The following is a 22,558-nucleotide window of genomic DNA, read 5'->3' on the forward strand; positions in this document are numbered from 1 at the left end:
CCGCAGGCTGCGATCGGCAGGCACGCCGCGGCGCTCTTCTCGACGCAGGAGGACCTTCGGTCCTGTCGCAGCCTGCGGCAGCGGCTACATAAAGCAGTATTGGTTTTGACGATTTGCCGATTCCCTAACAAATTCAAGATTGGAGAGAGCAATGGCCGAAGCAAAAGTATTGAGTGGCGCTGGCCTGCGTGGCCAGGTGGCCGGACAGACTGCCTTGTCGACCGTGGGCCAGGCCGGTGCCGGGCTGACCTACCGGGGTTACGACGTACGCGAACTGGCGGCCGACGCGCAGTTCGAGGAAGTGGCCTACCTGCTGCTGTACGGCGAGCTGCCGACCCAGGCGCAACTGGACGCCTACACCCGGAAGCTGAGCAAGCTGCGCGACCTGCCGCAGGCGCTGAAAGAAGTGCTGGAACGCATCCCGGCCGACGCCCATCCGATGGATGTGATGCGCACCGGTTGTTCGTTCCTCGGCAATATCGAGCCGGAACAGGACTTCTCCCGGCAACGTGACGTCACCGACCGCCTGCTGGCCGCGTTCCCGGCGATCATGTGTTACTGGTACCGCTTCAGCCACGACGGCAAACGCATCGATTGCGTGACCGACGAGCCGTGCATCGGCAGCCACTTCCTGCACTTGCTGCACGGCAAGAAGCCGAGCGAGCTGCACACCAAGGTGATGAACGTGTCGCTGATCCTCTACGCCGAGCACGAATTCAACGCCTCGACCTTCACTGCCCGGGTCTGTGCCTCGACCCTGTCGGACTTGTACTCCTGTGTCACCGCGGCCATTGGTTCCCTGCGTGGCCCGCTGCACGGCGGCGCCAACGAGGCGGCGATGGAGATGATCGAGCGCTTTGCTTCGCCGGAAGAGGCGATCAAGGGCACCCTCGGCATGCTCGAGCGTAAGGACAAGATCATGGGCTTCGGCCACGCGATCTACAAAGACAACGACCCGCGCAACGAGGTGATCAAGGGCTGGTCGAAAAAGCTCGCCATTGAGGTGGGCGACAAGGTGTTGTTCCCGGTTTCCGAAGCCATCGACAAGACCATGTGGGAGCAGAAGAAGCTGTTCCCCAACGCCGACTTCTACCATGCCTCGGCGTACCACTTCATGGGCATCCCGACCAAGCTGTTCACCCCGATCTTCGTCTGCTCGCGCCTGACCGGCTGGGCCGCCCACGTGTTCGAACAGCGCGCCAACAACCGCATCATCCGTCCAAGCGCCGAGTACGTCGGCGTTGAACAGCGCAAGTTCGTGCCAATCGAACGTCGCTGACCGGTGGCTGCCGTCACTGGCTGAACCCGAAGCCCCGCAGGAGGGCGGTTCAGTGCCGGTGCCAGCCCCACCTTTTGCAATCACCGTGACCGAGTCCTGACGATGAACACTGAATTTCGTAAACCGTTACCCGGTACCCGACTGGACTACTTCGACACCCGCACGGCTGTCGAGGCGATCCAGCCCGGCGCCTACGACAGCCTGCCGTACACCTCGCGCGTGCTCGCGGAAAACCTGGTGCGGCGCTGCGATCCGGCGACCCTGAGCGCTTCCCTGAAGCAACTGATCGAGCGCAAGCGCGACCTCGACTTCCCGTGGTTTCCGGCCCGCGTGGTGTGCCACGACATACTTGGCCAGACCGCCCTGGTGGACCTGGCCGGCCTGCGCGATGCCATCGCCGACCAGGGCGGCGACCCGGCCCAGGTCAACCCGGTGGTGCCGACCCAGTTGATCGTCGACCACTCGCTGGCGGTGGAGTGCGGCGGCTTCGACCCGGATGCGTTCGCCAAGAACCGCGCGGTGGAAGACCGGCGCAACGAAGACCGTTTCCACTTCATCAACTGGACCAAGAAGGCCTTCAAGAACGTCGACGTGATCCCGCCGGGCAACGGCATCATGCACCAGATCAACCTGGAGAAAATGTCCCCGGTGATCCAGGCGCGCGATGGCGTGGCCTTTCCCGATACCTGCGTCGGCACCGACAGCCACACCCCGCACGTGGATGCCCTGGGCGTGATCGCCATCGGCGTCGGCGGCCTGGAAGCCGAAAGCGTGATGCTCGGTCGGGCGTCCTGGATGCGCCTGCCGGAAATCGTCGGCGTCGAGCTGACCGGCAAGCTGCAACCGGGCATCACCGCCACCGATATGGTGCTGGCGCTGACCGAATTCCTGCGCAAGCAGAAGGTAGTGGGCGCCTACCTGGAGTTCTTCGGCGAGGGCGCCGCGGCGCTGACCCTGGGCGACCGCGCGACCATCTCCAACATGGCCCCGGAATACGGCGCCACCGCGGCGATGTTCTACATCGACCAGCAGACCATCGACTACCTCAAGCTCACTGGTCGTGAAGACGAGCAAGTACAACTGGTCGAGACCTATGCCAAACAGGCCGGCCTGTGGGCCGACAGCCTGAAGAACGCGCAGTACGAGCGCGGCTTGCAGTTCGACCTGTCCTCGGTGGTGCGCAACATGGCGGGCCCGAGCAACCCCCACGCCCGGGTGGCGACCAGCGACCTGGCGGCCAAGGGCATCGCCGGCCAGTGGGAAGAAGTGCCGGGGCAAATGCCCGATGGCGCGGTGATCATCGCGGCCATCACCAGTTGCACCAATACCAGCAACCCGCGCAACGTGATCGCCGCCGGCCTGCTGGCGCGCAACGCCAACAGGCTCGGCCTGACCCGCAAACCCTGGGTCAAGTCGTCGCTGGCGCCGGGTTCCAAGACCGTGGCCATGTACCTGGACGAAGCGGGCCTGACCAGTGAGCTGGAGCAATTGGGCTTTGGCGTCGTAGCCTTCGCCTGCACCACCTGTAACGGCATGTCCGGCGCGCTGGACCCGGTGATCCAGAAAGAGATCATCGACCGCGACCTGTATGCCACCGCGGTGCTTTCGGGCAACCGCAACTTCGACGGGCGCATCCATCCCTACGCCAAGCAGGCGTTCCTCGCATCGCCGCCGCTGGTGGTGGCCTATGCGATTGCCGGGACCATCCGTTTCGACATCGAGAAGGACGTGCTGGGCCTGGACGCCAACGGCAAGGAAATCCGCCTCAAGGACATCTGGCCGAGCGACGAAGAGATCGATGCGGTGGTCAAGGCTTCGGTGAAACCCGAGCAGTTCCGCAAGGTGTACATCCCGATGTTCGCCATTCACGAAGACACCGGGCCCAAGGTCGAGCCGTTGTACGACTGGCGTGAGATGAGCACTTACATCCGCCGTCCGCCGTACTGGGAAGGCGCCCTGGCCGGGGCGCGCAGCCTGACCGGGATGCGCCCGCTGGCGGTGCTGCCGGACAACATCACCACCGATCACCTGTCGCCGTCCAACGCCATCATGCTCGACAGCGCGGCCGGCGAGTACCTGGCGAAAATGGGCCTGCCGGAAGAGGACTTCAACTCTTACGCGACCCACCGGGGCGACCACCTGACCGCGCAACGCGCGACCTTCGCCAACCCGAAACTGTTCAACGAAATGGTCCAGGAAGGCGGCAAGGTCAAGCAGGGTTCGCTGGCGCGGATCGAGCCGGAAGGCCAGGTCACCCGGATGTGGGAAGCCATCGAGACCTATATGCAGCGCAAGCAGCCGCTGATCATCATCGCCGGCGCCGACTACGGCCAGGGTTCGTCCCGTGACTGGGCGGCCAAGGGCGTGCGCCTGGCCGGGGTGGAAGCCATCGCCGCCGAAGGCTTCGAGCGCATCCACCGCACCAACCTGGTGGGCATGGGCGTGCTGCCGCTGGAGTTCAAGCCGGGCACCGACCGCAAGACCCTGGGCATCGACGGCACCGAAACCTTCGACGTGGTGGGCGAGCGCAAGCCGCGCGCGACATTGACCCTGGTGATCCAGCGCAAGAACGGCGAGCGCATCGAGGTGCCGGTGACCTGCCGGCTCGACACCGCCGAAGAGGTGTCGATCTACGAAGCGGGCGGCGTGTTGCAGCGCTTTGCCCAGGACTTCCTCGAATCGGCTGTCGCCAGTTAAGTGACGTACCGGGGGCGGGCCGCAAGGCGCCGCCCTCGGTCTTTATCAGGACCGAGAACTCATGGCTTTCGTAGCGCAAATCAAGATTCCCGCCACCTACATGCGGGGTGGCACCAGCAAGGGTGTGTTCTTCAGCCTGCAGGACCTGCCCGAGGCGGCGCAGCTGCCGGGCGCGGCCCGCGATGCGTTGCTGTTGCGGGTGATCGGCAGCCCCGACCCGTACGACAAGCAGATCGACGGCATGGGCGGCGCCACGTCCAGCACCAGCAAGACGGTGATCCTGTCGAAAAGCATCAAGCCCGGCCACGACGTGGATTACCTGTTCGGCCAGGTGTCCATCGACAAACCTTTCGTCGACTGGAGCGGCAACTGCGGCAACCTGTCGGCGGCGGTCGGTTCCTTCGCCATCAGCAGCGGCCTGGTGGATGCCGAGCGCATTGCGCAGAACGGCGTGGCCGTGGTGCGCATCTGGCAGGCCAATATCGGCAAGACCATCATCGCCCATGTGCCGATGACCAACGGCGCGGTCCAGGAAACCGGCGATTTCGAGCTGGACGGGGTGACTTTCCCGGCGGCCGAAGTGCAGTTGGAGTTCCTTGACCCGGCGGCCGAGGAAGAGGGCGCCGGCGGTTCGATGTTCCCCACCGGCAACCTGGTGGACGACCTGGAGGTGCCGGGTGTCGGGACTTTCCAGGCCACCATGATCAATGCCGGGATCCCGACGATTTTCATCAACGCCCGCGACATCGGCTACAGCGGTACCGAGCTGCAGGGCGATATCAACGGCGATCCCAAGGCGCTGGCGATGTTCGAGACCATCCGCGCCCACGGCGCGCTGCGCATGGGGCTGATCCAGAATCTGGATGAAGCGGCCAAGCGTCAGCACACGCCCAAGGTCGCCTTTGTCGCGCCGCCCGCGGGCTACCAGGCTTCCAGTGGCAAGGCGGTGCAGGCCGCGGATGTCGATCTGCTGGTACGCGCGCTGTCCATGGGCAAGCTGCACCACGCGATGATGGGCACCGCCGCGGTGGCGATTGGCACGGCGGCGGCGATCCCCGGGACCCTGGTCAACCTGGCGGCCGGCGGCGGAGAGCGCAGCGCGGTGCGCTTCGGCCACCCGTCGGGAACCCTGCGCGTCGGTGCCGAAGCCGTGCAGGACAACGGCGAATGGAGCGTGACCAAGGCCATCATGAGTCGTAGCGCGCGGGTCTTGATGGAAGGCTGGGTACGTGTGCCCGGCGACGCGTTCTAAATCATAAACGGCCCCTGTAGGAGCGAGCTTGCTCGCGATAGCGATACCACGGTCGACATCGATGCCGACAGTCCATCCGTCATCGCGAGCAAGCTCGCTCCTACAATGGGGTGAATAAAAAAATAACCCGATCAGCCTGACCTTGAGGATGCAACCCAACCCTTGATGGAGTGAACTGCCCATGAGCGCCAACGTTGATCTGAACGAACGCCCCGATTACGACCAGGTCCTGCAGGACATCGCCGACTACGTTCTGAACTATCGGATCGAGTCCCGCGAGGCTCTGGATACCGCCCGCAACTGCCTGATGGACACCCTCGGCTGTGGCTTGCTGGCCCTGCGCTTTCCCGAGTGCACCAAGCACCTGGGGCCGATAGTGGAGGGCACGGTCGTGCCGTTTGGCGCGCGGGTGCCGGGCACCCGCTTGCGCCTGGACCCGGTCAAGGCGGCCTGGGATATCGGCTGCATTGTCCGTTGGCTGGATTACAACGACACCTGGCTCGCCGCCGAGTGGGGCCATCCTTCCGACAACCTCGGTGGCATCCTCGCCGTGGCCGATCACCTGTCGCAAAAGCGTGTGGCCAATGGCGAAGCGCCGCTGACCATGCGCGCGGTGCTCGAGGCCGTGATCATGGCCCATGAGATCCAGGGGGTGATTGCCCTGGAAAACTCCTTCAACCGGGTCGGCCTCGACCATGTGCTGCTGGTGAAAGTCGCCTCGACCGCGGTCACCGCCAAGTTGATGGGGGCCAACCGCGAGCAGTTGCTGGCGGCGCTGTCCCATGCCTTTGTCGATGGCCAGGCGCTGCGTACCTATCGCCATGCGCCGAACGCCGGTTCGCGCAAATCCTGGGCGGCGGGGGATGCCACCAGCCGTGGCGTGCGCCTGGCGGATATCGCCCTGCGTGGCGAGATGGGCATCCCGGGAGTGCTGAGCGCGCCGCAGTGGGGCTTCTACGACGTGCTGTTCAGCCACACCAACAAGGACCTGGCGCTCAAGCCCGAAGACCAGCGCCGTTTCAGCCTGTCGCAGCAGTACGGCAGCTATGTGATGGAAAACGTTCTGTTCAAGATCAGCTTCCCGGCCGAGTTCCATGCGCAGACCGCCTGCGAGGCGGCGGTGACCCTGCACCCGCTGGTGCGCAATCGCCTGCACGAGATCGACAGGATCGTCATCACCACCCACGAATCGGCGATCCGCATCATTTCCAAGGTGGGCCCACTGGCCAACGCCGCCGACCGCGACCACTGCATCCAGTACATGACCGCCGTGCCGCTGGCGTTCGGCAACCTGGTGGCCGAGCACTATGAAGACAGCTTCCATGCCGCCCACCCGATCATCGATCAGTTGCGCGAGAAGATGCAGATAGTCGAAGAACCGCGCTACACCCGCGAGTACCTGGAGGCCGACAAGCGCTCCATCGCCAATGCGCTACAAGTGTTTTTCAAGGATGGCTCGAGCACCGAGCAGGTGGTAGTGGAATACCCGATTGGCCATCGCCGGCGTCGCGCCGAAGGCATTGCGCTGCTGGAAGACAAGTTCAAGGCCAACCTGGCCACCCGCTTCACCGCCCAGCGTTCGGCGCAGATCTTTGCCCTGTGCAAGGACCAGGCACAGCTGGAAGCCACGGCGGTGCACCGGTTCGTGGACCTGTTGGTGATTTGAGAGCAGGGCGGACCGTTGGTCCGATCGCGAGCAAGCTCGCTCCTACAAGATCTTGTAAGCCATGTAGGAGCGGCCGGTCGACGCTCGATTGCTCGCGATAGCCTTCTATTGGTCAGATAACGCTACTTGAAGCGCCGCTCGACGCCTTTTTCCACGAGGATCTTCGCCGAGATCTCTTCCACCGAGAAATGGGTGGAATTGATGTGCGGAATGTTCTCGCGGCGGAACAGGTTTTCCACCTCGCGCACTTCGAACTCGCACTGGGCGTAGCTCGAATAACGGCTGTTGGGCTTGCGCTCGTTGCGGATGGCGGTAAGCCGGTCGGGGTCGATGGTCAGGCCGAACAGCTTGTGCTGGTGCGCGCGCAGGGCCGTCGGCAGCTGCAGGCGTTCCATGTCGTCTTCGGTCAGCGGGTAGTTGGCGGCGCGGATCCCGAACTGCATGGCCATGTACAGGCAGGTCGGGGTCTTGCCGCAGCGCGACACGCCGACCAGGATCAGGTCGGCCTTGTCGTAGTAGTGGGTGCGGGCGCCGTCGTCGTTGTCGAGGGCGAAGTTCACCGCCTCGATCCGCTCCATATAGTTGGAGTTGCCGCCAATGGAGTGGGACTTGCCGACCGAATACGACGAGTGCTCGCTCAACTCCAGCTCCAGGGGGGCGAGGAAGGTCGAGAAGATGTCGATCATGAAACCATTGGACGTCGCGAGGATCTCACGGATGTCCTGATTGACGATGGTGTCGAAGATAATCGGGCGAAATCCGTCCTTTTCGGCGGCGATGTTGATTTGTTGTACCATGGCCCGCGCTTTATCTACGCTGTCGATATACGGCCGCGTGATTTTGCTGAAGGTAATGTTTTCGAACTGCGCCAGGAGGCTCTGGCCGAGGGTTTCAGCGGTGATGCCGGTACCGTCGGAGATAAAGAAAGCAGATCGTTTCATTTGCACCTTGGGCCTTAAGCTAGTGACGAATCTTGGATATGATAGGCGCGATTTGCCGGCCTCCAATGGCCCGCATTCTCACTTATTTTCCAGGTCCAGGCCATACAGCTGGCAAGCGCTCCCCCGAGCAGCCGGCTTCTGAGCTTTTCCAACACAGTTAGTGGAGAGATCACCTTGGTAGAGTACGTAGTTTCCCTCGATAAGCTCGGCGTCCATGATGTAGAGCATGTGGGGGGCAAGAACGCATCCCTGGGCGAGATGATCAGTAACCTTGCAGGCGCCGGTGTATCCGTCCCTGGAGGCTTTGCCACGACGGCCCAGGCCTATCGTGATTTTCTCGAATTGAGCGGTCTTAACGACCAGATCCACGCCGCGCTCGACGCCCTGGACGTCGATGACGTGAATGCCCTGGCCAAGACCGGCGCGCAGATCCGTCAATGGATCATGGACGCCGAGTTCCCCGAGCAACTGAATAGCGAAATCCGCACCGCGTTCGCCAAGCTGTCCGCGGGCAACCCTGACATGGCCGTGGCCGTGCGCTCCTCGGCCACCGCCGAAGACCTGCCGGACGCTTCCTTCGCCGGCCAGCAGGAAACCTTCCTCAATATCCGTGGCGTCGAGAACGTCATTCGCGCTGCCAAGGAAGTCTTCGCTTCCCTGTTCAACGACCGCGCCATTTCCTACCGCGTACACCAGGGCTTCGACCACAAGCTGGTCGCCCTGTCTGCCGGCGTGCAGCGCATGGTGCGTTCGGAAACCGGTACCGCCGGCGTGATGTTCACCCTAGACACCGAGTCGGGCTTCCGTGACGTGGTGTTCATCACCGGCGCCTACGGCCTGGGTGAAACCGTCGTTCAAGGTGCGGTGAACCCGGACGAGTTCTACGTCCACAAGGGCACCCTGCAAGCCGGTCGCCCAGCCATCCTGCGCCGCAACCTGGGCAGCAAGGCGATCAAGATGATCTACGGCGACGAAGCCAAGGCCGGTCGCTCGGTCAAGACCGTCGACGTCGACAAGGCCGATCGCGCCCGTTTCTGCCTGACCGACGCCGAAGTCAGCGAGCTGGCCAAGCAGGCGATGATCATCGAGAAGCACTACAAGTGCCCGATGGACATCGAATGGGCCAAAGACGGCGACGACGGCAAGCTGTACATCGTCCAGGCCCGTCCGGAAACCGTGAAGAGCCGCACCCAGGCCAACGTCATGGAACGTTACCTGTTGAAGGAAACCGGCACCGTGCTGGTGGAAGGTCGCGCCATCGGCCAGCGCATCGGCGCCGGCAAGGTGCGGATCATCAAGGACGTGTCGGAGATGGATAAGGTCCAGGCCGGCGACGTGCTGGTATCCGACATGACCGACCCGGACTGGGAACCGGTGATGAAGCGCGCCAGCGCCATCGTCACCAACCGTGGCGGCCGTACCTGCCACGCCGCGATCATTGCGCGCGAGCTGGGGATTCCAGCGGTTGTCGGTTGCGGCAATGCCACCGAACTGTTGAAGGACGGCCAGGGCGTGACCGTGTCCTGCGCTGAAGGCGACACCGGTTTCATCTTCGAAGGCGAGCTGGGCTTCGACGTGAAGAAAAACTCCGTCGACGCCATGCCGGAGCTGCCGTTCAAGATCATGATGAACGTCGGCAACCCGGACCGCGCCTTCGACTTCGCCCAGTTGCCGAACGCCGGTGTGGGCCTGGCCCGCCTGGAGTTCATCATCAACCGCATGATCGGCGTGCACCCCAAGGCGCTGCTGAACTACGCCGGCCTGCCCCATGAAATCAAGGACAGCGTCGACAAGCGCATCGCTGGCTATAACGATCCGGTCGGTTTTTACGTCGACAAGCTGGTTGAAGGCATCAGCACCCTGGCTGCGGCGTTCTGGCCGAAAAAGGTCATCGTGCGCCTGTCGGACTTCAAGTCCAACGAATACGCCAACCTGATCGGCGGCAAGCTCTACGAGCCGGAAGAAGAAAACCCGATGCTGGGCTTCCGCGGTGCTTCGCGTTACATCAGCGAAGCCTTCCGTGACTGCTTCGAGCTCGAATGCCGCGCCCTCAAGCGCGTGCGTAACGACATGGGCCTGACCAACGTCGAGATCATGGTGCCGTTCGTCCGCACCCTGGGCGAAGCCAGCCAGGTGGTGGATCTGCTGGCTGAAAACGGCCTCAAGCGCGGTGAAAACGGCCTGCGCGTGATCATGATGTGCGAGCTACCTTCCAACGCGATCCTGGCCGAAGAGTTCCTCGAGTTCTTCGACGGCTTCTCCATCGGCTCCAATGACCTGACCCAGCTGACCCTGGGCCTAGACCGCGATTCGGGCATCATCGCGCACCTGTTCGACGAGCGTAATCCGGCGGTCAAGAAACTGCTGGCCAACGCCATCGCCGCCTGCAACAAGGCCGGCAAATACATCGGTATTTGCGGGCAGGGCCCGTCCGACCATCCGGACCTGGCCAAGTGGCTGATGGAACAGGGCATCGAGAGTGTCTCGCTGAACCCGGATTCCGTACTGGAAACCTGGTTCTTCCTGGCCGAGGGGCAGGGTGCGGTCTAAGCGGAATGAAGCCCCGGCCAGCCTTCGGGTTGGCCGGGGCTTTGAGATTCAAGTAGGGCGGGCTCCATCTGGAAGCCGCCCTTTTTTGTGCAAGAGTATTATGCAAAGCAGCAGCAACCTGTTTCCCGTCGCCTTGATCAGTGCCGAACGTCGAGGCGACCTGAGTGAAGACGTCTACCGCCTGAAGCCCGGCAACAGCCCGGACGCCACGGTCGAACTGGCTGTCACCCGCCTGGGGATGGCGGACGAGCCCGAATCCCGCGGTGTCCCGGTGATCCTGCTGCACGGCAGCTTCTCCAATCGGCGTTTCTGGTATTCGCCCAAGGGCATCGGCCTGGGCGCGTATCTGGCGCGCATGGGCTTCGATGTATGGATCCCCGAGATGCGCGGTCACGGCCTGTCGCGACGCAATGCCGACTACCGCAAGAATCGCGTCGCCGACTATGCGCAATACGATCTGCCCGCCATCGGCGCCTTCGTGCGGGAACAAAGCGGCCAGGTTCCGCACTGGATTGGGCATTCCCTGGGCGGCATTACCCTGGCGGCGGCCCTGGGCGGCCAGTACCTGGGAGAGCCGGCAGTGGCGTCGGCGGCGCTGTTCGGCTGTCAGGTCAGTCGCACCTATTGGCCATTGAAAATCCCGGCGGTGGAGTGGGGCGGTCGATTCATTCTCAAGCGTTTTGCCCAGTTGTCCGGCTCGCGACTCAAGCGCGGTCCCGAGGACGAGCCCATTGGCCTGGCCCTGGAAGGCATGCGCTGGTACGGGCTGTTCGGGCGTTTCGGCGATGGGCAGAAGGACTGGTGGGCCGGCTTGTCCGACGTTTCGCTGCCGGTATTGGCGGTGAGCGCGGCCGGGGATCATCAGGATCCGACCTGGGCTTGTCGCAAGCTGTTTGACCAGTTGAGTTCCGAGCATAAGCAGTTTGTCTGCCTGGGGCGCGAACAAGGGTTCAGCGGCAATTTCGGCCATGTGGAGATGCTGGTGAGCAAAGCGGCCCAGGCTGAAGTCTGGCCTTTGGTCGCGCGTTGGTTGAAGGATCAGCAGAGCCCGTTGTTGGCGTCGGGCACCGAACTGGCTGCCGCCAGCTGAGTTCAGAAGGCTCTGGCAAGAGCATTTCGTTTCGATGCGCTTGCGGCTAAGATATGACGCGTTGAGCGGTTCCGGTCACATTCGGTCGCCGGTCAAGCATTCTGTTCGTGCCGCCGAGCCTGCTGAAATTGGCGTATGGTGAGGGCTAGCTGAAATGTTAAACATTCTCCGTCTGCCCTCGTATCACTCAGCATGAACCCTGCGAATTCCGACACCGCGACGTGTTCTTTCCATTACAGGAGTTTCTCGATGAATCATTACCTCACTCCCGACCTGTGCGACGCCTACCCGGATCTGGTACAGGTGGTTGAACCGATGTTCAGCAATTTCGGTGGCCGCGACTCCTTTGGCGGCGAAATCGTGACCATCAAATGCTTCGAAGACAACTCGCTGGTCAAGGAACAGGTCGAGCTCAAGGGCCACGGCAAGGTGCTGGTGGTCGACGGTGGCGGCTCCCTGCGCCGTGCGCTGCTGGGCGATATGCTGGCCGAGAAGGCGGCGAAGAACGGTTGGGAAGGGCTGGTGATCTACGGTTGCATCCGTGATGTCGATGTCATCGCGCAAACCGACCTGGGCGTTCAGGCGCTGGCCAGTCACCCGATGAAAACCGACAAGCGCGGCATTGGCGATCTCAACGTGGTGGTGACTTTTGCCGGGGTGACTTTCCGTCCGGGCGAATATGTCTATGCCGACAACAATGGCGTGATCGTTTCGCCAAGCCCGCTGAAAATGCCCGAATAAGCAGTCGACCAGGCAAGGGATGAGGATGTTCGAGGAAGACAACGCGCAATGGGGGCTGGTTCATGCCCTGGTGCTGGACGGTAAAGGTGGTGCGCGTGCGATTGCCCGAACTGAACTGGACGACTTGCAGCTGCAAGCCCATGAGAGCCTCTGGCTGCATTGGGATCGCAGCCATCCGCAAACCCAGACCTGGCTGCGTAAATCCAGCGGTCTGAGTGAGTTCAGCTGTGACCTTTTACTCGAAGAAAATACCCGGCCGCGCCTGTTGGCGCTGCCGGATTCCGAGTTCTTGCTGTTTTTACGCGGCATCAACCTCAACCCCGGCGCCGAGCCGGAGGACATGGTTTCGGTACGCATCTTCGGTTCGGCCCAGCGAGTGATCTCCCTGCGCCTGCGGCCATTGCGCGCGACCGATGAGCTGCTGGTGCAGCTGGGCGAAGGCAAGGGACCGAAAACCGCCTCCGAACTCATCCTTTATATGGCTGAGTACCTGACCCATAAAGTGCAGGACCTGGTCAGCGACCTGTCGGAAGTGGTCGATGCTGAGGAGGAAAAACTGGATGCCGACGAACGGTATACCCCCGAGCACAGCAACATTCTGCAGATTCGTCGACGGGCTGCCGGACTCAAGCGTTTCCTCGCTCCGCAGCGGGATATTTTCGGTCAGCTCAGCCGCATCAGGCTGCCTTGGTTCGCCGATGACGATGGCGATTACTGGAACGAATTGAACAACAGCCTGACCCGCTACCTGGAAGAGCTCGAATTGACCCGAGAGCGCGTGGGGCTTGTGCTGGAGGCCGAAGACCGGCGCCTGAGCGTGCGCATGAACCGCATCATGTTTCGTTTCGGGATCATCACCGGGATCTTTCTGCCGATGAGTTTTCTGGCCGGCTTGCTGGGGATCAACGTCGGAGGCATTCCGCTTTCCAACAGCCCCTATGGGTTTCTGGTGGCCTGCCTGTTGATGGCGCTGGTCGCGCTGGGACAGTGGTGGCTATTCCGACGTTTGCGCTGGGTCTGATCATGAACTATGTGACCCAGGGAATTTTGATCGCGTCTTTCACTGACATATCGAGAGGTGCGTATGCACGATCCGTTTGAACAGTCGTTGCGTGACATGCTCAAGGCCACACCGTCCACCCGGGACGACGATGCGTGCCTGGGCCGCGTACTGAAAACCGCCAACCGGCAGGTGGGGGCGGGCGATCTGTTCAGCCTGCTCGGCCGCTGGTTGCCGGCGCTGATGATTGCTTTGAATAACGGATCGGCCCATATCTCGCCGGTTTCCCGTCGTAAACCTACTGCTCGCACTGCTGATAAGGCTGATTGAATATGGAACTTGATCTCTGGACTCAGAGCCTCGTCACTGCGATGACTGCGTTGTGGACCAAGGTAGCGAACTTCATTCCCAATCTGTTTGGCGCGCTGGTCGTGCTGCTGCTGGGTTTTGTGGTTGCCAAACTGCTTGATACCCTGCTTTCCAAATTGCTCGCCAAACTGGGCCTGGACCGTTTGATGGGCGGTACCGGTTTGACCAAACTGCTGTCCCGCGCGGGCTTGCAGGTACCGATTTCTACCTTGATCGGTAAAATCGTGTATTGGTTCGTATTACTGATTTTTCTGGTTTCTGCTGCAGAATCCCTTGGCCTGGAGCGGGTTTCGGCTACGCTCGACATGCTGGCGTTGTATTTACCGAAGGTTTTCGGGGCCGCGCTGGTGCTGTTGGTGGGGGTATTGCTGGCGCAATTGGCCAATGGGCTGGTGCGCGGAGCGGCCGAAGGGGTCGGTCTGGATTACGCCAGTGGCCTGGGACGAATCGCCCAGGGCCTGGTGATCATCATCAGTATTTCCGTTGCGATCAGTCAGTTGGAGGTCAAAACCGACCTGCTCAACCATGTGATCGTGATCGTTTTGATTACCGTTGGTCTGGCTGTTGCCTTGGCCATGGGGTTGGGAAGCCGGGATATTGCCGGTCAGATTCTTGCGGGAATCTATGTGCGTGAGTTGTATCAGGTTGGGCAACAAGTGCGAGTTGGCGAGGTCGAAGGGCAGATCGAGGAGATCGGCACGGTTAAGACTACACTGCTGACCGATGAGGGCGAGCTGGTCTCGCTCTCCAATCGGATCCTGCTGGAGCAGCATGTAAGTAGCCGCTAACCCGGCAAACCCTGCTAATGTATGCCGCCGCAAAATGCCCGTGTCTGGGCTGCGGTGGACATTGACCTGACTGTCGGCCCGACTCGTTTTGAATAAAGCCCAATCGCTATCCACGCGCTATGACCCCCGTGAGCTCTCTGACGAGGAGCTGGTTGCGCGCTCGCACACGGAGCTGTTTCACGTAACGCGTGCGTATGAAGAGTTGATGCGACGCTATCAGCGAACCCTCTTCAACGTTTGTGCTCGTTATTTAGGGAACGATCGTGATGCTGACGATGTCTGTCAGGAGGTGATGTTGAAGGTGCTGTATGGCCTCAAGAACTTCGAGGGGAAATCGAAGTTCAAGACATGGCTCTATAGCATCACGTACAACGAATGCATCACGCAGTATCGGAAAGAACGGCGGAAACGTCGCTTGATGGATGCGTTAAGTCTTGATCCCCTCGAGGAAGCGTCTGAAGATAAGGCGCCGAAACCTGAGGAAAAGGGCGGACTTGACCGCTGGTTGGTGCATGTGAACCCGATCGATCGGGAGATTCTGGTGCTACGATTCGTCGCAGAACTGGAGTTCCAGGAGATTGCAGACATCATGCACATGGGGTTGAGTGCTACGAAAATGCGGTACAAGCGTGCGCTTGATAAATTGCGTGAGAAATTTGCAGGCATTGCTGAAACTTAGTTCGGCGCAAATATCTCTTACGTCTAGGTAAGTTCTGATAGACTTACCGCCGAGTTGTCCCCCGGTATGTGGGACTGCTTTACAATCACCAGATGGGGATTTAACGGATGAAACTGAAAAACACCTTGGGCATTGCCATTGGTTCTATTGTTGCCGTGACTTCGTTCGGCGTTCTGGCGCAAGGCCAAGGCGCGGTCGAGGGTGAACTGTTTTACAAAAAACAGTACAACGACAGCGTTAAGCACATCGAAGACGGCTTCAACCCAGGCGCTCGTATCGGCTACTTCCTGACCGATGACCTGTCGTTGGACCTGAACTACGACAAAACCAACCACACCCGTTCGAACGACGGCACTGGCAACCAGAAGATCAAAGGTGACACCGGCAGCCTGCTGGCTACCTACCACTTCGGTCAAGCTGGCGTGGACTCCCTGCGTCCATACGTTTCCGGTGGTTTCGGTCACCAGAGCCGTACCAACGTCCTGGCTGACGGCCACAGCGGTCGCGACCAGTCGACCCTGGCTATCATCGGTACCGGTGTTAAGTACTACTTCACCGACAACCTGTTCGCTCGTGCCGGCGTTGAAGCCGACTACGCAATGGACAACGGCAAGTGGGACTACTCCGCTCTGGTTGGTCTGGGTGTGAACTTCGGCGGCAACGCTGGCAAGGTTGCTCCAGCTCCTGCTCCAGTTCCAGAGCCAACTCCAGAACCAGAAGCTCCGGTTGCTGAAGTTGTTCGTGTTGAGCTGGACGTGAAGTTCGACTTCGACAAGTCGGTCGTTAAGCCTAACAGCTACGCTGACATCAAGAACCTCGCTGACTTCATGAAGCAGTACCCACAAACCACCACCGTTGTTGAAGGTCACACTGACTCCGTCGGTCCTGACGCTTACAACCAGAAACTGTCTGAGCGTCGTGCAAACGCCGTTAAGCAAGTTCTGACCAGCCAGTACGGTGTTGAGTCGAGCCGCGTTCAATCCGTTGGTTACGGTGAGTCCCGCCCAGTTGCTGACAACGCAACTGAAGCTGGCCGCGCTGTAAACCGTCGCGTAGAAGCGCAGGTTGAAGCACAAGCTCAACAAGCTCAGTAATCTGTAGCTTGCAGCTTTGAAAAACCCGGCCTAGGCCGGGTTTTTCTTTGTCCGCGATTTGATGAAAGCGCCTGGAGTCAGGCCGAGAATGCCGCCGCCAGGGCCGCTTCGGAAAGGGCGGGCAGTTGTGCACCGCAAGCGGCCACTTCGCCGACGACCAGGATGGCCGGGCTTTTCAGCTGGAAGGCATGGGCATCGTCCGGCATGGCGTGCAGATCGCTCCGACACAGCCGTTGCTCGGGTAGGGATGCGTTTTCAATCATGGCCACCGGGGTATGCGGTGCCAGGCCGCCAGCGATCAGCTGTTCACGGATCTCGCCCAGTTTTGCCACCCCCATATAGATCACCAGCGTCGTACCGCTTTGCGCCAGGGCTTGCCAGTTCAGGCTGCTGTCGTCCTGGGTATGGGCCGTCAGCAGGGTGACGCCACGGGCGACACCGCGCAGGGTCAGCGGGATACCGCACTGGGTAGCGCCCGCCAGGCCGGCCGTGATGCCGTTCACCAGTTCCACCTCGACGCCACGTTCCTGCAGCCACTGCGCTTCTTCACCGCCACGGCCGAAGATGCACGGATCGCCGCCCTTGAGGCGTACCACGCACTTGCCATGCCGGGCGTAGCGCAGCATCAGCCGATGAATGAACGCCTGGGGCGTCGAACGACAGCCTCCGCGTTTACCCACGGCAATAACCCGTGCCCGGGGGCAGTGCTCCAGCACCGCCGGATTCACCAGATCGTCGATCAGCACCACATCCGCCTCGCCCAGGGCACGCGCGGCCTTGAGGGTCAGCAGTTCAGGATCGCCAGGGCCCGCACCCACCAGCCAGACTTTTGCGCTCATGTTTGTTTCCTCACAGGGGGATTGCGACGGGCTGTGCCGAGCTGGCCAGCAGACGTTTGATTTCGGGGACGCAGGAGCCGCATTGAGTGCCGCAGCCCAGCTCCTGTTTCAGGCCATCGAGGTCCAGGCCGCGGGAGATCCCGGCACAGACTGCGCTTTGGCTGACGTTCTTGCAGTTGCACAAGGTCTTGCCGTTCGACGTAATCAACCCGGCAGCCCCTGGCGGTGCGCTCATCGGCGCCAGCAGCCAGCGGCGCAGTTGCTCATCGGCCTTGCCTTCCAGCCACAGGTTCTGCAGCCAGTGCCGGGCCAGGGTTTCACCGGCCAGGCGAATGGCGGTGATCCGCCCCTGTTCGATGCGTACCCGCTTGCCGATGGAGCGCCGAGGATCGTCATAGGCCAGCACCGGGCCTTCGTTGAGCCCCAGCAACTGGTCGATGTCCTTGAGCAGTTGCGGCGCCGGCGCCTCGGCGTTGGCCACCCGCAGCAACAGGGCCGGGCGTTCGCGGCCGGCCAGGCTCAGGCTGACGTAGGCGAAACTTTCACAGAGCGGGCGCAGGGCTTCGAAATGCCGCTGCACGTCGCCTTCGATCAGGGCGAACAATTGCCACGGCAGTTGGACCGGCTCCAGGCGTACACCGCTGTGCTTGAGTTCCGGCTGTTTGGACAGTGGATCGAACGCCGGTTGAGTCACGGCGTTGACGCCGCCCTTGAGAAACCGATCGCCCCAGTGCATCGGCAGGAAAGCCTGGCCCGGGCGCACGCTGTCGTCATCCGCTACTGCGACTGTCACGCTGCCGCGACGGCTTTTCAGCGAGACCAGGTCACCCGCTTGCAGGTTCTGCCGGCGTAGTTCGTCCGGGTGCAGGCTGAGGACGGCCTCGCTGACGTGCCCGAACAGCTGGGCCGCGGTGCCGGTGCGGCTCATGCCGTGCCATTGATCCCGCAGGCGGCCGGTGATCAGGGTCAGGGGGAAGCGCGCATCCCGCTGTTCCTTGGCCGCGCGATACGGGTCGCTGACGAAGTGCGCCCGCCCGCTGGCGGTGGGGAAGCGGCCGTCGACGTACAGCCGCGGCGTCCCCTGTTCGGCGCCAGCGGGGAAGGGCCATTGCTGCGGGCCGATACGGTCGATCAGCGCGTGACTGATGCCGGAAAGGTCCAGGTCGCGGCCGCGGGTCAGCAGTTTGTACTCATCGAACAGCTGGGCAGGCGTATCCAGGGCGAACAGGCTGGGCTGTTGCGGACGCAGGCGCTGTTCCAGGCGCCGGGCGAAGTCCAGAGTGATGGCCCAATCCGGGCGTGCTTCGCCCGGCGCGGCCACGGCGCGGCGCACATGGGAGATGCGCCGTTCCGAGTTGGTCACGCTGCCTTCCTTCTCGCCCCAGCTGGCGGCGGGCAGCAGCAGGTCGGCAAAGGCCGCGGTCTCGGTGGTGCGAAAGGCTTCCTGCAGGACCACGAACGGGCAGGCCAGCAAGGCTTCTCGCACCGCGTTCTGGTCGGGCAGCGATTGCGCCGGGTTGGTGCAGGCGATCCACAGCGCCTTGATCTTGCCGCCGCGCAGCTGTTCGAACAGCTCGATCGCGGTCAGGCCGGGGTTGGCCGGCAATTGCTCGACGCCCCAGTAGGCCGCGACTTCAGCCCGGTGCTCCGGGTTGGCGGCGTCCCGGTGCCCCGGCAGCAGGTTCGACAGGCTGCCGGTTTCCCGGCCGCCCATGGCATTCGGCTGGCCGGTGAGGGAGAAAGGGCCGGCCCCGGGGCGCCCGATCTGCCCGGTGGCCAGGTGCAGGTTGATCAGTGCGCTGTTTTTCGCGCTGCCGGCAGTGGACTGGTTCAGCCCCATGCACCACAGCGACAGAAAGCTCGGCGAGGTGCCGACCCATTCGGCGCACTGGCGCAGTTGCTCGACGCTGATGCCGCACAGCTGCGCGACCATATGCGGGGTGTAGTCGTGGACCAGGTTCTTCAGCTCGGCCAGGCCTTCGGTATGCGCCTGGATGAAGTCGCGATCGATCCAGTCCTGCCACAGCAGCAGGTGCAGGATGCCGTGGAACAGCGCGACATCGGTGCCGGGCAGGATCGCCAGGTGCAAATCGGCCAGGTCGCAGGTGTCGGTGCGTCGCGGGTCGATGACGATCACTTTCATCTGCGGCCGCAGGCGCTTGGCCTGCTCCAGGCGGCGGAACAGCACCGGATGGGCGTAGGCCATGTTGCTGCCGACGATCATCACGCAATCGCTCAGTTCGAGGTCTTCGTAGCTGCAGGGCGGGGCGTCGGCGCCCAGGCTGCGTTTGTAGCCGACCACCGCCGAGGACATGCACAGCCGCGAATTGCTGTCGATGTTGTTGGTGCCCACCAGGGCCCGGGCCAGCTTGTTGAAGGCGTAGTAATCCTCGGTAAGCAATTGCCCGGAGATATAGAAGGCCACGCTGTCCGGGCCGTGTTCGGCGATGGTTTCGGCAAACAGGTTGGCCGCGTGTTCCAGTGCGCTGTCCCAGTCGGTGCGGCTGCGCGCCAGGGCCTTGCCCAGGCGCAATTCCGGATACAGGGCGCGGGCCGCGAGGTCGCCGGTCAGGTGCAGGGTGGAGCCTTTGCTGCACAGTTTGCCGTGGTTGGCCGGGTGGCTCGGGTCGCCACTGACGCCGAGGATGCGTTCGCCGTCGTGCTCGATCAGCACGCCACAGCCAACGCCGCAGTAACAGCAGGTCGAGGCGGTCGTCTGGCGGTTCATCAGCCGGCATCCCGCAGGGCCAGCAGCACGCGGCCGTTTTCCACCCGCGCCAGATGGTGATGGGCGCAGCCGATATCCGGTGCCTGTGCTTCGCCGGACTCCAGGTCGATCTGCCAGTTGTGCAACGGGCAGGCGACCGTCTTGCCGTAGATCAGCCCCTGGGACAGCGGCCCGCCCTTGTGCGGGCAACGGTCGTCGAGGGCGAAGACTTCGTCGTCGCTGGTGCGAAAGATCGCGATATCGCCCTTGGGGCCGTTGACGATGCGCGAGCCCAGGGCGTTGATCTCGTCCAGGGCGCAGATATCCAGCCAGTTCATGGCAGCACCTCCAGTTGCTTGACGCGGATCGGCTCGAACTCTTTTTTCAGCTGCGGTTGTTCCAGGCGTTCCTTCCACGGGTCCTGTTCGAAGGACAGGGAGAATTGCAGGCGCTCGTTGAGGGCCTTGCGCCGTTGCGGGTCTTCGATGATGGCCTGCTTGATGTGCGCCATGCCGACCCGCTGCAGGTAGTGCACGGTGCGCTCCAGGTAGAAGGCTTCCTCGCGGTACAGCTGCAGGAAAGCGCCGTTGTATTCGCGCACTTCGTCGGCGGTTTTCAGCTTGACGAAGAACTCCGCGACCTCGGTCTTGATCCCGCCGTTACCACCGATATACATCTCCCAGCCCGAGTCGACGCCGATGATGCCGACGTCCTTGATCCCGGCCTCGGCGCAGTTGCGTGGGCAGCCGGAGACCGCCAGCTTGACCTTGTGCGGCGACCACATGTTGAACAGGTCATGCTCCAGCTCGATGCCCAGCTGGGTGGAGTTCTGCGTGCCGAAGCGGCAGAACTCGCTGCCGACGCAGGTTTTCACGGTGCGGATGGACTTGCCGTAGGCGTGGCCGGAGGGCATGTCCAGGTCTTTCCAGACCCCGGGCAAATCCTGCTTCTTGATACCCAAAAGGTCGATGCGCTGGCCGCCGGTGACCTTGACCATCGGCACCTGGTATTTGTCCGCCACGTCGGCGATACGCCGCAGTTCGGAGGGGGTGGTGACGCCGCCCCACATCCGCGGCACCACCGAATAGGTGCCGTCTTTCTGGATATTGGCGTGGGCCCGTTCGTTGATCAGGCGCGATTGCGGGTCGTCCCTGGCCTCGCCCGGCCAGGTGGCAATCAGGTAGTAGTTCAGCGCCGGGCGGCAGGTGGCGCAGCCATTGGGCGTACGCCAGTTCAGGTAGCTCATGGTGCCGGCGATGGTCAGCAGGTGCTGTTCGCGGATCGCCTGGCGGATCTGTCCGTGGTTGAGGTCGCTGCAGCCGCAAATGGCTTTCTCGCTTTTCGGCTTGACGTCGGCCGCGCCGCCCACGGTGTTGATCAGGATCTGTTCCACCAGGCCGGCACAGGAGCCGCAGGAGCTGGCGGCCTTGGTGTGCTTCTTGACCTCGTCGACGCTGAACAGGCCGTGCTCCTGGATCGCCTTGACGATGGTGCCCTTGCACACGCCGTTGCAGCCGCAGACTTCGGCGCTGTCGGCCATGCTCATGGCCTTGTCCTGGCCCTGGTGGCCGACGTCGCCCAAAGCGTTCTCGCCGAACATCAGGTGGTCGCGGATCTCGCCGATGGCGTGGTTCTCGCGGATCTGCCGGAAGTACCAGCCGCCGTCGGCGGTGTCGCCATACAGGCAGGCGCCGACCAGGATGTCGTCCTTGATCACCAGCTTCTTGTACACGCCGCCGATGGGGTCGGAGAGGGTGATGGTCTCGGTGCCTTCGCCGCCCATGAAGTCGCCGGCGGAGAACAGGTCGATGCCGGTGACTTTCAGCTTGGTCGAGGTCACCGAGCCCTTGTAAGTGGCGAAGCCCAGTTGAGCGAGGTGGTTGGCGCAGACCTTGGCCTGTTCGAACAGCGGCGCCACCAGGCCGTAGGCGATGCCGCGATGGCTGGCGCATTCGCCGATGGCGTAGATGCGTGGGTCGTAGGTCTGCAGGGTGTCGTTGACCAGGATCCCGCGGCTGCACGGCAGCCCGGCTTTTTCCGCCAGCTCGGTATTGGGCCGGATGCCGGCGGCCATCACCACCAGGTCGGCGGGGATGATGTCGCCGTTCTTGAACTGCACCGAGCCGACCCGGCCATTGCCCGCGTCGTGCAGGGCCTGGGTCTGTTCGCTCAGGCGGAATTTCAGGCCGCGGCTTTCCAGGGCGCTTTGCAGCAGTTGGCCGCTGGTCTTGTCCAGCTGGCGCTCCAGCAGCCATTCGCCGATGTGCACCACGGTCACGTCCATGCCGCGCAGCATCAGGCCGTTGGCGGCTTCCAGGCCGAGCAGGCCGCCGCCGATGACCACTGCGTGCTTGTGGGTCTTGGCGGTGTCGATCATCGCCTGGGTGTCGGCGATGTCGCGGTAGCCGATCACACCCTGCAGGTCGTTGCCGGGAATCGGCAGGATGAACGGGGTCGAGCCGGTGGCGATCAGCAGGCGGTCGTACTCGGCTTCGCTGCCGTCTTCGGCGATCACCCGGCGCTTGACCCGGTCGATCTGCACCACCTTGCGGTTGAGCAGCAGCTTGATGTGGTTGTCCAGGTACCAGCTCAGGTCGTTGAGCACGATCTCTTCGAAGGTCTGTTCGCCGGCCAGTACCGGGGAGAGCAGGATGCGGTTGTAGTTGGTGTGGGGTTCCGCGCCGAAGACCGTGATGTCGTAGAGCTCATTGCTCAGCTTGAGCAGCTCTTCCAGGGTGCGTACCCCGGCCATGCCGTTGCCGATCATCACCAGCTTGAGTTTGTTCATTTCGCTCTCCGCGTAGACAGGCCGTCGGGCGTGCCGGGCCTGGCTCGATAAACGTTGCGCAAACAAAAAAGGCGCCCC

The 22,558-nt window shown here is 62.5% G+C and carries 17 protein-coding genes; 12 read left to right on the forward strand and 5 right to left on the reverse strand.

Features of this window, described 5'->3' with window-relative positions:
* The first annotated feature begins 151 nt into the window (after nt 1-151).
* The 4 genes from prpC to prpD all read left to right on the forward strand — a co-directional run bounded on the left by prpC (nt 152) and on the right by prpD (nt 6,894).
* Nucleotides 152-1,279 (forward strand): bifunctional 2-methylcitrate synthase/citrate synthase, encoded by a 1,128-nt coding sequence (gene prpC / locus C4K27_RS09535; protein WP_053260255.1) that lies wholly within the window; start codon nt 152-154, stop codon nt 1,277-1,279.
* 102 nt (nt 1,280-1,381) lie between these two features.
* Nucleotides 1,382-3,976 (forward strand): Fe/S-dependent 2-methylisocitrate dehydratase AcnD, encoded by a 2,595-nt coding sequence (gene acnD / locus C4K27_RS09540; RefSeq protein WP_053260256.1) that lies wholly within the window; start codon nt 1,382-1,384, stop codon nt 3,974-3,976.
* A gap of 61 nt (nt 3,977-4,037) precedes the next feature.
* Nucleotides 4,038-5,228 (forward strand): 2-methylaconitate cis-trans isomerase PrpF, encoded by a 1,191-nt coding sequence (prpF, locus tag C4K27_RS09545; protein ID WP_053260257.1) that lies wholly within the window; start codon nt 4,038-4,040, stop codon nt 5,226-5,228.
* A gap of 181 nt (nt 5,229-5,409) precedes the next feature.
* Nucleotides 5,410-6,894 carry a 2-methylcitrate dehydratase gene (gene prpD, locus C4K27_RS09550; RefSeq protein WP_053260258.1) on the forward strand — a complete coding sequence of 495 codons (1,485 nt, stop codon included), beginning with the start codon at nt 5,410-5,412 and terminating at the stop codon, nt 6,892-6,894.
* A gap of 122 nt (nt 6,895-7,016) precedes the next feature.
* On the opposite strand, the gene ppsR is transcribed toward prpD, so the two are convergent.
* Nucleotides 7,017-7,835: a posphoenolpyruvate synthetase regulatory kinase/phosphorylase PpsR gene (ppsR, locus tag C4K27_RS09555; protein WP_007927505.1), complete on the reverse strand. Its 819-nt coding sequence runs from the start codon at nt 7,833-7,835 to the stop codon at nt 7,017-7,019.
* A gap of 174 nt (nt 7,836-8,009) precedes the next feature.
* On the opposite strand from ppsR, the gene ppsA reads away from it, so the two are divergent.
* The 8 genes from ppsA (at nt 8,010) to C4K27_RS09595 (ending at nt 16,146) form a co-directional block, all read left to right on the forward strand.
* Entirely contained in the window at nt 8,010-10,385 is a 2,376-nt protein-coding gene (gene ppsA, locus C4K27_RS09560) for a phosphoenolpyruvate synthase (RefSeq protein ID WP_053260259.1), read from the forward strand.
* 100 nt (nt 10,386-10,485) lie between these two features.
* Nucleotides 10,486-11,475, forward strand: a complete 990-nt coding sequence (locus tag C4K27_RS09565) for an alpha/beta fold hydrolase (RefSeq protein WP_007927509.1) — start codon at nt 10,486-10,488, stop codon at nt 11,473-11,475.
* A 249-nt stretch (nt 11,476-11,724) separates the two neighbouring features.
* Nucleotides 11,725-12,216: a ribonuclease E activity regulator RraA gene (gene rraA / locus C4K27_RS09570; RefSeq protein ID WP_007927511.1), complete on the forward strand. Its 492-nt coding sequence runs from the start codon at nt 11,725-11,727 to the stop codon at nt 12,214-12,216.
* A 25-nt stretch (nt 12,217-12,241) separates the two neighbouring features.
* Nucleotides 12,242-13,237 (forward strand): divalent cation transporter CmaX, encoded by a 996-nt coding sequence (locus tag C4K27_RS09575; RefSeq protein ID WP_009042920.1) that lies wholly within the window; start codon nt 12,242-12,244, stop codon nt 13,235-13,237.
* A 63-nt stretch (nt 13,238-13,300) separates the two neighbouring features.
* Complete coding sequence (locus C4K27_RS09580; RefSeq protein WP_007927518.1) at nt 13,301-13,546, forward strand: hypothetical protein; 246 nt, start codon at nt 13,301-13,303, stop codon at nt 13,544-13,546.
* Nucleotides 13,547-13,548: 2 nt separating this feature from the next.
* Complete coding sequence (locus C4K27_RS09585; protein ID WP_053260260.1) at nt 13,549-14,373, forward strand: mechanosensitive ion channel family protein; 825 nt, start codon at nt 13,549-13,551, stop codon at nt 14,371-14,373.
* Nucleotides 14,374-14,461: 88 nt separating this feature from the next.
* The gene (sigX, locus tag C4K27_RS09590) at nt 14,462-15,052 is read left to right on the forward strand and encodes an RNA polymerase sigma factor SigX (RefSeq protein ID WP_009042922.1); all 591 of its coding nucleotides are present in this window, start codon (nt 14,462-14,464) and stop codon (nt 15,050-15,052) included.
* Nucleotides 15,053-15,159: 107 nt separating this feature from the next.
* Nucleotides 15,160-16,146, forward strand: a complete 987-nt coding sequence (locus C4K27_RS09595) for an OmpA family protein (RefSeq protein ID WP_007927525.1) — start codon at nt 15,160-15,162, stop codon at nt 16,144-16,146.
* Nucleotides 16,147-16,223: 77 nt separating this feature from the next.
* Here C4K27_RS09595 and cobA read toward each other — a convergent pair whose 3' ends face one another.
* The 4 genes from cobA to nirB are packed head-to-tail and all read right to left on the reverse strand — an operon-like array spanning nt 16,224 to nt 22,480.
* Nucleotides 16,224-16,985, reverse strand: a complete 762-nt coding sequence (gene cobA, locus C4K27_RS09600; protein ID WP_053260261.1) for a uroporphyrinogen-III C-methyltransferase — start codon at nt 16,983-16,985, stop codon at nt 16,224-16,226.
* Between the two features lie 10 nt (nt 16,986-16,995).
* Complete coding sequence (locus C4K27_RS09605; RefSeq protein ID WP_053260262.1) at nt 16,996-19,713, reverse strand: nitrate reductase; 2,718 nt, start codon at nt 19,711-19,713, stop codon at nt 16,996-16,998.
* Entirely contained in the window at nt 19,713-20,030 is a 318-nt protein-coding gene (gene nirD / locus C4K27_RS09610) for a nitrite reductase small subunit NirD (protein ID WP_009042925.1), read from the reverse strand. Before nirD ends, C4K27_RS09605 begins: the two co-directional genes overlap by 1 nt.
* Nucleotides 20,027-22,480: a nitrite reductase large subunit NirB gene (gene nirB / locus C4K27_RS09615; RefSeq protein ID WP_053260263.1), complete on the reverse strand. Its 2,454-nt coding sequence runs from the start codon at nt 22,478-22,480 to the stop codon at nt 20,027-20,029. The genes nirD and nirB overlap by 4 nt, the downstream gene beginning before the upstream one ends.
* Nucleotides 22,481-22,558: the final 78 nt, after the last annotated feature.

The sequence above is a fragment of the Pseudomonas chlororaphis subsp. chlororaphis genome, assembly GCF_003945765.1.
Taxonomy (GTDB): Bacteria; Pseudomonadota; Gammaproteobacteria; order Pseudomonadales; family Pseudomonadaceae; genus Aquipseudomonas; species Aquipseudomonas chlororaphis.

What these genes read in the sequence shown, in the direction of transcription:
- prpC (WP_053260255.1), top strand. Translation starts at nt 152, where the DNA reads ATGGCCGAAGCAAAAGTATTGAGTGGCGCTGGCCTGCGTGGCCAGGTG.
- acnD (WP_053260256.1), top strand. Translation starts at nt 1,382, where the DNA reads ATGAACACTGAATTTCGTAAACCGTTACCCGGTACCCGACTGGACTAC.
- prpF (WP_053260257.1), top strand. Translation starts at nt 4,038, where the DNA reads ATGGCTTTCGTAGCGCAAATCAAGATTCCCGCCACCTACATGCGGGGT.
- prpD (WP_053260258.1), top strand. Translation starts at nt 5,410, where the DNA reads ATGAGCGCCAACGTTGATCTGAACGAACGCCCCGATTACGACCAGGTC.
- ppsR (WP_007927505.1), bottom strand. Translation starts at nt 7,835, where the DNA reads ATGAAACGATCTGCTTTCTTTATCTCCGACGGTACCGGCATCACCGCT.
- C4K27_RS09565 (WP_007927509.1), top strand. Translation starts at nt 10,486, where the DNA reads ATGCAAAGCAGCAGCAACCTGTTTCCCGTCGCCTTGATCAGTGCCGAA.
- rraA (WP_007927511.1), top strand. Translation starts at nt 11,725, where the DNA reads ATGAATCATTACCTCACTCCCGACCTGTGCGACGCCTACCCGGATCTG.
- C4K27_RS09575 (WP_009042920.1), top strand. Translation starts at nt 12,242, where the DNA reads ATGTTCGAGGAAGACAACGCGCAATGGGGGCTGGTTCATGCCCTGGTG.
- C4K27_RS09580 (WP_007927518.1), top strand. Translation starts at nt 13,301, where the DNA reads ATGCACGATCCGTTTGAACAGTCGTTGCGTGACATGCTCAAGGCCACA.
- C4K27_RS09585 (WP_053260260.1), top strand. Translation starts at nt 13,549, where the DNA reads ATGGAACTTGATCTCTGGACTCAGAGCCTCGTCACTGCGATGACTGCG.
- C4K27_RS09595 (WP_007927525.1), top strand. Translation starts at nt 15,160, where the DNA reads ATGAAACTGAAAAACACCTTGGGCATTGCCATTGGTTCTATTGTTGCC.
- cobA (WP_053260261.1), bottom strand. Translation starts at nt 16,985, where the DNA reads ATGAGCGCAAAAGTCTGGCTGGTGGGTGCGGGCCCTGGCGATCCTGAA.
- C4K27_RS09605 (WP_053260262.1), bottom strand. Translation starts at nt 19,713, where the DNA reads ATGAACCGCCAGACGACCGCCTCGACCTGCTGTTACTGCGGCGTTGGC.
- nirD (WP_009042925.1), bottom strand. Translation starts at nt 20,030, where the DNA reads ATGAACTGGCTGGATATCTGCGCCCTGGACGAGATCAACGCCCTGGGC.
- nirB (WP_053260263.1), bottom strand. Translation starts at nt 22,480, where the DNA reads ATGAACAAACTCAAGCTGGTGATGATCGGCAACGGCATGGCCGGGGTA.